Below are 12932 nucleotides of genomic sequence, written 5' to 3' on the forward strand. Positions count from 1 at the left end.
AATGACGAGCCCTCAAATCACGCCGCAAAGCCAGCCTGTCCACTGCCAGCCCAACATTGCTATTGTCGGCGCTGGGGCTATCGGTCAGTTACTGTTTCATCAATTCGCCAGCGTAGGACAAGCGCCGCTGCTGATCGGCCGGCAACAAGCTAGCGCCGACAATACGCCTACCTTGCTGCAATTTACCGACCTAAACGGTGTCTCATCAACCCGCACCGCTCAAGTTATCAGCCCTAACAGCGATGATGCGCAGGCTGACTTAAAGCACATCACGCTACTGATTGTCTGCGTCAAAGCCTATCAAGTCATTGATACTCTCAAACCGCTGCTGCCGCGCCTTAATCGAGAGTGCCAACTGTTATTGCTGCATAATGGCATGGGCCCACACCTAGACCTTGCGCCCCATCTCAACGGGCGAACCCTCTGCCTTGGCACCACATCGCAAGGGGCGTTAAAGCAGCAGCGCTGGCAGGTGCGTCAAACCGGTGCAGGCCTTACTCAGCTTGGCTTGTTTAGCGGCCAGGAGCTGACGCAAACGACGAAAGCCTATCTACTTAATGCCATTCCCAATAGCCAGTGGTGTAACGACATTATTCCTATGCTATGGCAGAAATTGGCGGTCAATATTGCTATAAATCCCTTAACCGCTATTTATCAATGCCGCAATGGGGCATTGGCGGCCCCTGAATATCGTCACACCATCTTAGGACTGCTCGATGAGGTGATCTTGGTGGCTCAGGCTGAGCAAGTGCCCCTTGCCAGAGCTCCCCTCATTGCGCGGGTATTTGACGTTATTCACTTAACCGCCAATAACTTCTCGTCGATGTATCAAGATATTGCCCATCGGCGACCAACCGAAATCGATGCCATAACAGGTTATCTTATCCATCGCGCAGCCGCTCATGGTATCCCTACGCCCCATAATCAGGCTATCTATCAGCAGTTGACGACGCTTGAACAGCGCTCGAGCTAACCGAATTTACGCTGCACACTTCACTGCTTGTCTTTGTTTTAATGTGTTTTCCATACTCATCCATGGATTAACGGCTACAGTTAATTAAGGCATTAACGGACCAGCCGACACGAGGTGAGTGATGAAGCGAGAGCAATGGAATTCGAGGGTGGGGTTTATCTTAGCCGCAGTGGGTTCTGCCATTGGGCTAGGTAATATTTGGCGCTTTCCCTATATGGCTTACGAAAATGGCGGCGGCGCCTTCTTTGTGCCCTATCTGTTTGCCATGCTCACCGCGGGCATCCCATTTATGATCATGGAATTCAGCCTAGGCCATAAACTCAAAAAGACCGCCCCGCGTATCTTTAGTCAGCTGGGCACCAGCTTAGGGCTCCGCCTCGAGTGGTTAGGGTGGTTTCAGGTGTTTATTGCCGCCATCATCGCGGTCTATTATGTGGCCATTATCGGCTGGACCATCTCTTTTTTGGGCTTCTCTTTCGGCCAGAGTTGGGGGGATGATCCTAACGCCTTCTTCTTTGAGCAGTATCTACAGTTAGGTAATAACTCCCCAACGAATTTAGGTCAGTTCCAGTGGGGCATTGCCGCCGCCATGAGCTTAGCTTGGGCCATCACGACAATGGCGGTGTTCACAGGGGTTAAAGGCGGCATTGAGCGGGCGAGTAAAATCATGATGCCAATGCTATTTATTATGGTATTGGTGTTGATCACCCGAGTGCTGTTGTTACCCGGCGCACTATCGGGTCTTAACTACTTGTTTGAGCCAGATTTTAGTCGTTTATTGGATATTCAAGTCTGGTCCGCCGCTTATGGGCAGATATTTTTCACCTTAAGCGTCGGCTTTGCCATTATGCTAGCTTACTCCAGCTACCTGCCCACCAAAGCCGACATCAACAATAATGCCTTTATGACAGTGCTGATCAATTGTGGCTTCTCTATTTTGGCGGGTATATTGATTTTCGGGGTGCTCGGTTACATGGCTGAGCAGCAGATGAAGCCCTTGACCGAAGTGGTCAGCTCAGGCATCGGACTTGCCTTTGTGACCATCCCGACGGCCATCAATTTGATGCCACTGCCACAACTGCTTGGGCCGCTGTTTTTTGTGGCCTTAGTTATCGCAGGATTAAGCTCACACATCTCTATCATAGAAGCGGTTATCAGCGCGATCATCGACAAGTTTCATCTGCCACGAAAAACGGCGGCCATTATCGTGTGCGCTGTCGGTTATCTAGTGTCGATGGCCTTTGCCACCAGTGGTGGACTGCTACTGCTGGATCTGGTCGATTACTTTATTAATAACATCGCCCTGTTATTGAGCTGCCTAGTAGAGCTGCTGATTATCACTTGGATGTTAAAGGTCAATTTGGTGAGACGCCACGCTAATCATTGCTCTGAGTTCCATGTAGGGCGCTGGTTAGAGATCTGTTTACAGGTAATAAGCCCCGCCATTTTAGCCACTATATTAGCTAAGAATCTCTATAACACCCTGATCAATGGCTACGGTGATTACCCTATTGTCGACCAACTTTTGTTGGGCTGGGGACTGGTGGCGGCCATGTTGTTATTTGCGCTCTTGATCGATTTTGCCAGTAAGCGCTCACGTCATCAGGGGCTGTGGCAAAAGCTCCCCCCACTATCATCGACTAAAGGAGATAACCACCATGAGTAACAGTGCCTTAATCATGATGTGTCTTGCATTAACGCTCACTTGGGGAGGCGCGGCGCTATGCATTGCGATTGCCTATAAACGCCGCCAGGGTAAACGATAAGTTGCTGATATGGGTTAACGCATTTGCCCTATCTGTTGCAACGAATACGCCGTCAGGGGATCAATCTCTTTTACCAGCTCTTGGATTTTAGTGATCGCCTCTAATGAGCTGCTATCTTTGCGATAAGAAAGATAAATAGGCCGATGCCAAGGTTCGACGTCCGCAACACGATACAGCTGCTTTGATGCCAAAAAAGGCTCAACAATCGATAACGGCAGATAAGCCGCGCCCGCTTTATCGAGAATAAAATCAAGCGCGATACGCCCAGTCGAGGTACGCAAATACGGCGGCACCGCACAATGATGACGCTCGGCGTGCTCCGAGGCAAAACGTGTGCCCCAATCCACATACACATATTTATCCGCTAATGCCTGCTCTTGGACACATGGCGACGTCGACACCAGTACCAGCACTAAATCGGCCACCTGTTTACAGACTAATTCGTCTGATTTTAATGGGTCAAAAGCAAACGCCATATCTAAGGTGCGCTCAATGAGGTTGCGATTAAGCTGCTCACGGCTAAGCGCCTGTGCCATAAAACCATAGCCACCAAAGGCGTCAGTGACCTTGCTTAAACAGTGCTGCAAATAGGCATCCCAAATGTTAGGCGTCCCCGCCATGGTCAGTTGCAGCGCTTTATTGTTGGTTAAGGCTAACTCATTTTTGGCTTGCTCTAAGGTATTGACCATCACATGGGCATAACCGACTAAACGCTCGCCTGCCGAGGTCAATTTAATGCTGTTGCGGTCTCGAATAAAAAGTGCTGAATCAAAAAAAGACTCTAGCTGCTTAATTCGAGCACTAACAGCAGCTTGGGTAATATATAAGTTCTCAGCGGCGCGGCCAAAATGGCGGGTTTGCGCAACTTCTAAAAACGTTTTAAATACTTTGACGTCCATTTTGGTCTCTCTATCGATTTGACCGAGAGAATAACAACTAATCCTGATGGTGACGACAAAAATGTTTTGTTTCTCTTTTGCCCCCAAAAAACATAATTTCGCGATCGAATATCCCTGTAGTTAAAGCGTTTAAATCACAGTTAGAGGTTGCCATGTCAGAAGAGTCATTCCGTTTTGGTCAAAAGCGTTTTTTTGATGACAAAAACTTTCCAAGAGGGTTCAGCAAGTCAGGAGAATTTACCTTATCCGAAGCGGAGTTGTTAAGCCTATACGGCGACACAATGCAAGCCTTCGAGGCCGGGCAATTAGACCCTGAGACTGCAGAGGAAAAACATTTTATTAAGGTGCTCAAACACCCCAATAAAGCCAATACTAAGCTCGAACATGTGTGGATGAAATACCTAAAACTCACACGAGAGCCAAAGAAGTTTCACACGCTCAATAGCACAGTTAATCAGCGTGTTGAACAATACACTTATGTAGAATCACACCCGGAAGATGAGGTTGCTTAACTAAGATGCACATTTGCTTTTTGATGTACCCGTGGGAACGTATCGATGCTGAATCCGATACCACCCTAAGACTAGTTCATGAGTGCGCTCAGCGTGGTCACACCGTTGCCATAACCACCACCAGTGGTTTAACCATTCGAGACAGTAGCGTCTACGGGTTTTGCCAAATCATCAAAAAGGGCATGAAAATTCCGGATAATATTCCGCGCTTTTATCGCTCAGTTGAGTTTCATAAGGCGCGTCTGCCAATGGCTGGGTTTGACTGCATTTTTATGCGCGCTAACCCACCACTGGACAACTTAGCGTTAAACTTTCTCGACTCGGTAAAAGGTGACACCCTGATCATTAACGATCTTGAAGGGTTAAGGGTTGCCAACAACAAACTGTACACCGCCAGCATGAGTGGTGCGGCGAGTCGCTATATTCCTACCACCCACGTATCCAAAAACCGCGACTACTTGCAACGTGTACTCGAAGAGAGTGACAGTGACAAGATGATCCTTAAACCCTTAAACGGTTTTGGCGGTCATGGGGTTATCGTCATTGAAAAAAGCGCACGGCAAAACTTTAGCTCGCTACTCGACTTTTATATTGGCACGGATGATCAGAGTAACTATGTGATCTTACAAGATTACATTGAAGGTGCAGAAGAGGGTGATAAACGCATTTTAATGCTCAATGGCGAACCGATTGGTGCCATGAGACGCGTCCCCGCCAGCGGTGAATTTCGCTCTAACGTGCACGCCGGGGGTACCGTCGTCAAACACACCATCACCCGCGAAGAGCGCGAATTGTGCGCCGCGATTGGCCCTAAACTGGTGCGCGATGGTCTCTACTTTACCGGCCTAGACGTGATAGGTAATAAATTGGTCGAGGTAAACGTGTTAAGCCCAGGTGGCATAACCCGTATTAACAAGCTTAACCGCGTGAAACTGCAAAAGCAGGTGATCGATTTTGCCGAAAACATCATCAATTCAAAAGACTTATTGATGCAACGTAAGAGTACATATCGACGTGCGGTAGAAGATGCAAACCTATAGTTTAGAGCAAATGTTAGGCCTGATTAAGCGTGGCGAAGCGTTCTCGGGGCAACTCGAATCGTCAGGTTGTTTTATTAAAATTGAAGAATACCTGCCTGTAGTGTGTACCGCTATCCATGCGGGCCATACTCTGCGTCATGAGCTGATTAAACTCGGTCAGCTCAGCGCAGAGGAACGCTATTTTGAGGAAGACCCTTATACCGACGAGGTGATTGCATCACAACCCATCACGTTAGTGGGTACTGACTCACGTTTTGAGTACGATCTGAATCGACCCAAAAGTTTAAGCACCTATTACAAATCAGCTTGGTTAAAACAGGTATGGCGTAAACCGCTTAGTGCCAAACAGCGCGCGATCAGCCAAGCCAAACACAATGATTTTTATCTTCTCTATGAAGCACTAATCTCCAAACTAGAGTCCTTGTTTGGCATGGTGATTGTGTTTGACCTGCACTCGTACAATTACAAACGCATCGACAAACCCGTGCCGGTATTCAATATCGGCACCGCGCAAATCGACATGGAGCGTTGGGCACCTGTGGTGAAAAAGTTCCAGAGTGAACTTAACCAGATCACCCTACCCAATATCGAAGTTGACGCCAAAATTAACGCGATTTTTGAGGGTCGTGGCTACCTTATTGCCCATACCAATGCCCACTTCGACCGCACCTTAGTGTTACCCACTGAGATCAAAAAAGTGTTTATGGATGAACTCACTGGCGAAGTTTATCCTATCGTGCTCGATGACTTAAAGTTAGGGCTTAAAAACGCCTTCAGTGCCACCAGTGCCTATTTTCAGCGCAAGTTAAATCGACGCAGTAAAACCCGTAGCGCCGACATGCTCAGCAGTGCCATCGAGCCAGCAGTACTGGACATCGATGCCGCCCTGTTTCGCTTAGCGCAAAAGGTCGACACCTTAAAGTATGTCAATCCGACCAACTTGGTCGCTGAGCGCAAACGCTTTTTTAGCGCGCCAAGCCGCTATAAGCCGAACTTTCGCTACCGTCAGCTGCCTATCGATGCCAACGAGTTTAAATATAAGTTGTATCGATTACCGATAGACAATATCTCTGATCCTGCGCTCAAACAGATGTACAGCGATATCGTCAACAAGCTCGGCGAACAGGTCGACTTACTGACCAGTGTTGGCCAAGAAGGCTTTGTTTATAATTCGCTACGCTACCATGGCCGCCCCGATTCGCATGCAATTAACAATGCTAAGTTCTTGTTATATGCCAAAGAGATTGCTGAGGTTGCAGGTGAGCAATATGATGCCAAAACCGCCACCGAACTCATGAAGCGACAAGCTGAGCAATGGGACATGCAGTGCAAGGTAAGCCTTAGCTCATCGATTGTGGCGCGGGCCATGGTGAGCTCAATGCCACCACAGCTGACCGTTAACAGCCATGCGACATTTTCCCATGCAGAGGTGCAGCGGCTGATCCAGCATGAACTGGGGGTCCACATGGCAACCACCTTAAATGCCAAACAGCAGCCCTTAAAGGTGTTACGCCTTGGATTACCGGGCGCCACCTATACCCAGGAAGGTTTGGCTATCTTGGCCGAACTAAAGGCTGGCTTTATGGCACACTCACGCCTCAATACCCTCGCCTGTCGCGTATTGGCGGTTGAATCTATGCTCAAAGAGCAAGATTTTTATCTCACCCATAATTACCTAGTAGATGAGGTGGGTATGGAGCCTGGTGACGCTTTTGTGACGACGGCGCGGGTCTATCGCGGCGGCGGTTTCACCAAAGACCATCTTTACCTCAGTGGTTTTCTGCAGATGTTGCAGCTCTCAAGTAGCCGCAGCTTAACCAATCTTTTGGTGGGAAAAACCAGCGTGCAGTATCTGGATTTACTCGATGAGCTAGTGCAGCGTAACTGGCTCATCGCCCCTAAGTTTAACGTCACTCCGACCGCAAACTTAGAGGACAACCCCAGCCTCAATTATCTGATTGAGAGCCTGCGTAGCTAATAAAAAACGCCATGTTGATCATGGCGTTTTTCTTATCCTCTTGGCTCGCTACACAGTCACTCTTTGCTCAACGTGGTAGTTCTAATCTCAGGTGAGTGAAGCGTCTAGAACTAAAAGTAGGTATAGCTGGCTCCTAAGCCCAGTGGTAACCCAAGTGACCAATACAGCAATAACCAGGCACTCCAAATCGACATCAATGCCACACTAAAAGGCAACATCATGGCGATTAAGGTGCCGATGCCTATGCCTTGCACATATCGCTGACAATAGACCACCACCAAGGGAAAATAGGGCATCAAGGGAGTAATGATATTAGAGCTCGAGTCACCGACACGATAGGCTGCCTGCGACAAATCTGGACTAATATTGAGCTGCATTAACATCGGCACCAATACCGGCCCAATCAGTGCCCATTTGGCTGACGATGAGCCGACAAATAAGTTAACAAAGCCCACCAGTATTATCATGCCGACAATGGTGACTTCGGCAGACAAGTTAAGCGCCTTGAGTGCACCAGCCCCCTCTACCGCGATTAATGCCCCCAAATTAGAGGCTGAAAACGCCGCGACAAACTGGGCGCAGAAAAAAGCCATCACAATATAGTGCGACATGCCGCTCATCGATTTAGACATCGCCTGCACCACATCGGCAGATTGAGTAAAGGTCTTAGTGAGATAGCCATACACTAGCCCAGGCAACATGAAGAAGATAAAAATCAATGGCACGATCGACTTCATCAAAGGGGCGCTAAAACTGGTGAGTGAGCCGTTAGCGTCGCGCAAGGTCGAGGTTTCAGGCAGGGTTAACGAGAAAAAGCCAATAATCGCCACCAGCATCGTTAGGCTGGCGATACGAAAAGCCTTAAGCTCGCTCGGCGTTGTCAGCTCCATCTCAGGAATATCTACCGCGTCGCGATTGACCTTGTGGGTTCGATTAAGACGCGGCTCCAACACTTTGTCGGTGAGATACCAAATAATCAAGGTGATCGGAATGCACGATGAAGCGGCAAAAAACCAGTTATTCAGCGGATTAATTTGAATATCGGCATCGACAATCTGCGCCGCCGATTGGGTAAAACTTTGCAGTAATGGGTCGATGCCCGAGGGAATAACGTTGGCACAAAAGCCGCCAGAGACACCCGCAAAAGCTGCCGCGATCCCCGCCAGCGGATGGCGGCCAACGGTGAAAAAGATCACCCCAGCCAGCGGAATCACCACCACATAGCCCGCATCGGTCGCGGTATGGGAGATAATCCCCACCACAACCACTGCAGGAGTTAACAATTTAGCCGGCGTTATCTTTAGCATCTGCTTTAACGCAGTATTGATGTAGCCAGAATGCTCCGCCACTCCCACACCCAACATCGCCACTAACACCACACCTAAAGGCGCAAAGGCGGTAAACGTCGATACCATGGAGGTTAGAAAGTGAGTCAGCGCCTCGGCGCTCAATAGGTTGGTAACTATGATGGGCGCATCGGTACGAGGGTCGATAGCATCAAAACTGACCCCAGATAACAGCGCCGATAGGCCCCACACCGCAAACAGTAACATTAAGAATAACATGGCAGGATCGGGCAATTTATTGCCCACTCGTTCTATGGTATCCAGTGCCCGCCCCAATAAACCGGGTGCCTGCGCGTTTGTTGTCATCATCACTCCTTGTACTTAAGCGTACTTGTTATTATCGTCTGTCATTGCAGCGTTCATTATAGCCAGCCTAATACATATCGGCTTGGCTCAAAAAGACTCAGCGTGCGCTAAACGCCTGAGGTGGCATTCGCGCCCATCAAATTAAATCAATAAGCTATTTATGAATAACCCAATGGGCTTATACCAGGCATCAATAACATAACGAGTTATCCTACTGATAAAATGTATCCCCCCAACTGCGCATTATTAGTCATCAAAATGGCCAGCTGATTCATGGGGTAGGTATAAGTATTACACTGAATATTCAACACCATACTGAATAAGACTGTAGCCAACCTTAAAAATAGTCAAAAAAAAGCCTCGCAATGGCGAGGCTTGATAAAGTGACGTTAAGTTATTATTTACTGGTATCGATAGGCTCGAATGATTTAACCAGTTCATCCACCGCCTTCATCTGCTTGAGGTAGTTTTCCAGCTGGTGCAGTGGCAGTGCACATGGACCGTCACATTTAGCGTTATCTGGATCGGGATGCGCTTCAATAAACAGACCGGCTAAGCCTAATGCCATACCACTGCGGGCAAGCTCAGTGGCTTGAGCACGACGCCCACCGGCACTGTCGCTGCGGCCACCCGGGCGCTGCAAGGCGTGGGTCGCATCGAAGATCACTGGGTAACCCGATTGCTTCATCTCATCCATACCCAACATGTCGACCACCAAGTTATTGTAACCAAAGCTTGAGCCACGCTCGCACAGCATGATCTCATCGTTACCCGCTTCATTAAACTTAGTGATGATGTGGCGCATCTCGTGTGGCGCTAAAAATTGCGGTTTTTTAACGTTGATGATGGCACCGGTTTTGGCCATTGCTACCACCAGATCTGTCTGGCGAGCTAAAAACGCGGGCAACTGAATCACATCGACCACTTCGGCAACTGGCGCACACTGATGAGTTTCATGGACGTCGGTGATTAACGGCAAGTTAAAGGTCGATTTTATCTCTTGAAAAATCTTCAGCCCCTCTTCCATACCTGGGCCACGGTAGGAGTTCACCGAAGAGCGGTTGGCTTTATCGAATGAGGCCTTAAACACATAAGGGATCCCTAATTTTTGAGTAACTTCGGCATAGGTTTCCGCGATCTGCATGGCTAAATCACGCGATTCAAGCACATTCATGCCGCCAAACAACACAAACGGCTTATCGTTTGCAATCTCAATGCTACCTAACTTTATGGTTTTATTACTCATCGTTACTTCTCTCTTAAGAAGCTAAGGCCACACCTTAGCATTGTTCAAATAGGTATCGCAGCAGGCGATTATAGCGCAACTGCCTGTAAAATTTGGCCACATAACCATGCCATATAAGTGCCTACAGCATAGCCCAACACCGCCAATAACACACCGACGGGCGCTAATGCGGGGTGGAATGCCGCCGCCACAACCGGCGCAGATGCTGCGCCGCCCACATTGGCTTGACTGCCCACCGCCATATAAAACAGCGGCGCCTTAATCAGTTTAGCCACCAGCAGCATAAAGCTGGCATGCACTAACATCCAGATAATACCGATGGCGAAATACCAAAGATTTGCCGGATCAAATAGTTTAAACACATCCATATGCAAGCCAATGGTGGCAACCAGAATATACAAAAAGGCCGACGCCACTTTAGAGGCGCCAGCGGCTTCTAAATGGCGCACCGGGCTAAATGACATCGCCAAACCGATAGTGGTGACAGTGACGATTAGCCAGAAAAATTTAGACGTTAGACTGTAATCACGTGTCCACGGATAGTTGGCTTCGAAAAAAGGCCCGAGGAAATCGGCAAACATGTGCGCCAGTCCGGTAATACCAAAACCGACCGCCACTATCATCATCAAGTCACGTAAGCTGGGAATACGTGAATGTTCGGCATGGTACTTCTCAACCTTGAGTTTTAAGGTTTCAATGGCACGGGTATCGGCGCCGGTTTTAGCATCGATCTCCTTGGCTTTAGAGGCCATATAGAGCAGTACCGCCATCCAGATATTGGCTACGATCACATCCACTGTCACCATAATTGAAAAGATGTTACCGCCCGCTTCATAGATCTCTTTCATCGCTGCTTGGTTAGCGCCACCGCCAATCCAGCTACCGGCTAAGGTGGTCATGCCACGCCAGACTGCATCGGGGCCACTAACACCTAAGATCTCAGGATTAATGCTGGAGATAATAAGCAATGCAATCGGCCCACCAATCACGATACCAACGGTGCCGGTGAGAAACATCACAATGGCCTTAGGGCCTAAGCCTAAGATCGCTTTTAAATCGACGCTTAAGATCAATAATACTAAGCAGGCTGGTAGTAAATAACGTGAAGCCACATAATAGAGCTTAGAGGTATCGCCATCGACAATATTAAATGAATTAAGCAGTGATGGCAGGAAGTAACACAGTAACAACGCCGGAATGTAACGATAAAATTTCACCCAAAATGGATGAGAACTGCTATTGGTATAAAACACCAAGCCTAAAATGGCTGCTAATAATCCCAGCCCAGTGGCATCATTGGTCACTAATGCGGTACCGCTCATATTTCCCCCTAATTCACATCTATTTTTAGTTTTATTTTTAATATCAATTTGTTGTTTTATTCGGCTTATCAAAGCACGTTATTTATTTGGCCTGTGATGCAAGCCTATTGTAAATATTAATGATGGTATTGCTGATTAAATGGTGAGTCGTTTTTAGCCTGTTACTGCAGGCGATTCAATATAAGACTGACAAGATTGCGAGCCGGCCAGCATAAAATGGCTCATAGCGCTACAAGGCGTTTATGGCCGTCATTAAACCGCATAAAAAAGCTGAAACCATAACGGCTTCAGCTTTTCTTTAATGGTATACCTCAAGATCTTCGCTTAACTCTTTAATCTGCAGCTTAACTAATTCAGTCACAGGATCATGCGGACTATTGTCGACAAAATGCTGTAAGTCCGCGGCGGCAACACTGATACACCCTAACTGCTGTGCAATAAAGGCTCGCTCACGATTGAGGTTGAGATCATCGCTATGCCATTGCAATAACAGGTTGCAACACTCCATCGCACTCTCAAACTGGTTCGATAAAATCGCTCCCGCTTTGAGCTCGTGGATCATGCGCGACAATAACCGCTTTAAACTTGCAGGCTTTAAGTAACGCGGTTTAAACGCCGCCCCATTACCCAACTCACCACGCACCAAGACATGTAACTGATGCTTGGTCAGTGACTGACCCGTTAATGGGTCGATATAACGCACCTGCCTATCGATTCGACTGCACAACACCGTATTGCCGGGCAGCAGCAAGGGCTCAAGCACTAGGTCTAACTGTTTCGCCAGTAACATCAATACGGTGGCCAAGGTCGTACTATTGCCCTGGCGAGTGAGTATGCAGCTGCCTAAATCGGCAGCTTCAACACTAAAATAGGCATCTCGAGCGCAAAAACCTAAGTCGCCATAAAACCACTTAAGCAGAGCATTCAATCTATCTTCACGGTCGACCACATAATGACTCAGCACTGAGCCAGCAAGTTCAAGCCAAGCCCAATTAGCACTCTTTTTATTGGAAAAACCCAAGTGCTGAGTGATGTCAAACGCGCTCTCGGGTAACAAGAGCTCATCTTGTAGGATCATCTGTGTCATTAACTCAGTAATATCGCTTGTTTAAACATGGCGACCTTACCTGCATAGGCGATCCAAGCGATAGCACCGAGGGCGGCAAACACCTTAAACAGCTTGTTGCGATTGGCTTTGAGCGCAATGGTCGCTAAGAAAATATAGGCCAACAACGCACCGATTTTTTCGGTCAGCCATGCATCTTGGAAAGGATATTGCTTGATGATAAAACACAGGGTTAAACCAGACAGCACCAGCAGAGTGTCGATAACATGCGGGGCTATCTTAACGAACTTCTTATCCATAATAGGCGACTGCTTTAAGTGCAGCGCAAAACGCACAATAAAAAACAGTACACTGAGGGCAATAAACGTAAGGTGAATATGCTTTATAGCAGGGTATAAACTGTCCATTTTAAATTCTTTGGTTGCTGACAAAGGCGCTAGTGTAACTGATCTACTCCAGCCGCACCAATAGCATCAAC

The 12932-nt window shown here is 48.0% G+C and carries 12 protein-coding genes; 6 read left to right on the forward strand and 6 right to left on the reverse strand.

All coding sequences use genetic code 11. The features are described 5' to 3' along the window. The first annotated feature begins 1 nt into the window (after window position 1). The 3 genes from AC0VXX_RS12940 to AC0VXX_RS12950 all read left to right on the forward strand — a co-directional run bounded on the left by AC0VXX_RS12940 (window position 2) and on the right by AC0VXX_RS12950 (window position 2739). Window positions 2-973 (forward strand): ketopantoate reductase family protein, encoded by a 972-nt coding sequence (locus AC0VXX_RS12940; protein ID WP_475514579.1) that lies wholly within the window; start codon window positions 2-4, stop codon window positions 971-973. 121 nt (window positions 974-1094) lie between these two features. Continuing rightward, a complete protein-coding gene (locus AC0VXX_RS12945) occupies window positions 1095-2639 on the forward strand; it encodes a sodium-dependent transporter (protein WP_475514580.1) in 1545 nt (514 codons plus the stop codon). Further along, a complete protein-coding gene (locus AC0VXX_RS12950; protein ID WP_475514581.1) occupies window positions 2632-2739 on the forward strand; it encodes a MetS family NSS transporter small subunit in 108 nt (35 codons plus the stop codon). The genes AC0VXX_RS12945 and AC0VXX_RS12950 overlap by 8 nt, the downstream gene beginning before the upstream one ends. Window positions 2740-2753: 14 nt before the next feature. Here the strand turns inward: AC0VXX_RS12950 and AC0VXX_RS12955 are convergent, their stop codons facing one another. Continuing rightward, window positions 2754-3638, reverse strand: a complete 885-nt coding sequence (locus AC0VXX_RS12955; RefSeq protein ID WP_475514582.1) for a LysR family transcriptional regulator — start codon at window positions 3636-3638, stop codon at window positions 2754-2756. A 152-nt stretch (window positions 3639-3790) separates the two neighbouring features. On the opposite strand from AC0VXX_RS12955, the gene AC0VXX_RS12960 reads away from it, so the two are divergent. Genes AC0VXX_RS12960 through AC0VXX_RS12970 form a run of 3 tightly spaced genes read left to right on the forward strand, consistent with a single transcriptional unit; the run spans window position 3791 to window position 7168 of the window. After that, complete coding sequence (locus tag AC0VXX_RS12960; protein WP_119978353.1) at window positions 3791-4150, forward strand: MaoP family protein; 360 nt, start codon at window positions 3791-3793, stop codon at window positions 4148-4150. A gap of 5 nt (window positions 4151-4155) precedes the next feature. Continuing rightward, window positions 4156-5190, forward strand: coding sequence for a glutathione synthase (gene gshB, locus AC0VXX_RS12965; protein ID WP_475514583.1), 1035 nt, complete (start codon window positions 4156-4158; stop codon window positions 5188-5190). Then, window positions 5177-7168: a flavohemoglobin expression-modulating QEGLA motif protein gene (locus AC0VXX_RS12970; RefSeq protein ID WP_475514584.1), complete on the forward strand. Its 1992-nt coding sequence runs from the start codon at window positions 5177-5179 to the stop codon at window positions 7166-7168. Before gshB ends, AC0VXX_RS12970 begins: the two co-directional genes overlap by 14 nt. A 110-nt stretch (window positions 7169-7278) precedes the next feature. Here AC0VXX_RS12970 and AC0VXX_RS12975 read toward each other — a convergent pair whose 3' ends face one another. The 5 genes from AC0VXX_RS12975 to AC0VXX_RS12995 form a co-directional block, all read right to left on the reverse strand. After that, on the reverse strand, window positions 7279-8820 hold the full coding sequence (locus AC0VXX_RS12975) for an AbgT family transporter (RefSeq protein WP_475517028.1): 1542 nt from the start codon (window positions 8818-8820) through the stop codon (window positions 7279-7281). Between the two features lie 397 nt (window positions 8821-9217). After that, window positions 9218-10066 (reverse strand): 3-deoxy-8-phosphooctulonate synthase, encoded by an 849-nt coding sequence (gene kdsA / locus AC0VXX_RS12980; protein ID WP_475514585.1) that lies wholly within the window; start codon window positions 10064-10066, stop codon window positions 9218-9220. A gap of 68 nt (window positions 10067-10134) precedes the next feature. After that, window positions 10135-11388, reverse strand: coding sequence for a DUF819 family protein (locus tag AC0VXX_RS12985; RefSeq protein ID WP_475514586.1), 1254 nt, complete (start codon window positions 11386-11388; stop codon window positions 10135-10137). A 298-nt stretch (window positions 11389-11686) separates the two neighbouring features. Continuing rightward, a complete protein-coding gene (locus AC0VXX_RS12990) occupies window positions 11687-12475 on the reverse strand; it encodes a transglutaminase family protein (RefSeq protein ID WP_475514587.1) in 789 nt (262 codons plus the stop codon). Next, window positions 12475-12861 (reverse strand): SirB2 family protein, encoded by a 387-nt coding sequence (locus AC0VXX_RS12995; RefSeq protein ID WP_475514588.1) that lies wholly within the window; start codon window positions 12859-12861, stop codon window positions 12475-12477. Before AC0VXX_RS12995 ends, AC0VXX_RS12990 begins: the two co-directional genes overlap by 1 nt. Window positions 12862-12932: the final 71 nt, after the last annotated feature.

The sequence above is a fragment of the Shewanella sp. QJM3NY_23 genome (assembly GCF_056173105.1).

Coding starts and splice junctions, on each gene's coding strand:
- AC0VXX_RS12940 (WP_475514579.1), top strand. CDS start 2: ATGACGAGCCCTCAAATCACGCCGCAAAGCCAGCCTGTCCACTGCCAG.
- AC0VXX_RS12945 (WP_475514580.1), top strand. CDS start 1,095: ATGAAGCGAGAGCAATGGAATTCGAGGGTGGGGTTTATCTTAGCCGCA.
- AC0VXX_RS12950 (WP_475514581.1), top strand. CDS start 2,632: ATGAGTAACAGTGCCTTAATCATGATGTGTCTTGCATTAACGCTCACT.
- AC0VXX_RS12955 (WP_475514582.1), bottom strand. CDS start 3,638: ATGGACGTCAAAGTATTTAAAACGTTTTTAGAAGTTGCGCAAACCCGC.
- AC0VXX_RS12960 (WP_119978353.1), top strand. CDS start 3,791: ATGTCAGAAGAGTCATTCCGTTTTGGTCAAAAGCGTTTTTTTGATGAC.
- gshB (WP_475514583.1), top strand. CDS start 4,156: ATGCACATTTGCTTTTTGATGTACCCGTGGGAACGTATCGATGCTGAA.
- AC0VXX_RS12970 (WP_475514584.1), top strand. CDS start 5,177: ATGCAAACCTATAGTTTAGAGCAAATGTTAGGCCTGATTAAGCGTGGC.
- AC0VXX_RS12975 (WP_475517028.1), bottom strand. CDS start 8,820: ATGACAACAAACGCGCAGGCACCCGGTTTATTGGGGCGGGCACTGGAT.
- kdsA (WP_475514585.1), bottom strand. CDS start 10,066: ATGAGTAATAAAACCATAAAGTTAGGTAGCATTGAGATTGCAAACGAT.
- AC0VXX_RS12985 (WP_475514586.1), bottom strand. CDS start 11,388: ATGAGCGGTACCGCATTAGTGACCAATGATGCCACTGGGCTGGGATTA.
- AC0VXX_RS12990 (WP_475514587.1), bottom strand. CDS start 12,475: ATGACACAGATGATCCTACAAGATGAGCTCTTGTTACCCGAGAGCGCG.
- AC0VXX_RS12995 (WP_475514588.1), bottom strand. CDS start 12,861: ATGGACAGTTTATACCCTGCTATAAAGCATATTCACCTTACGTTTATT.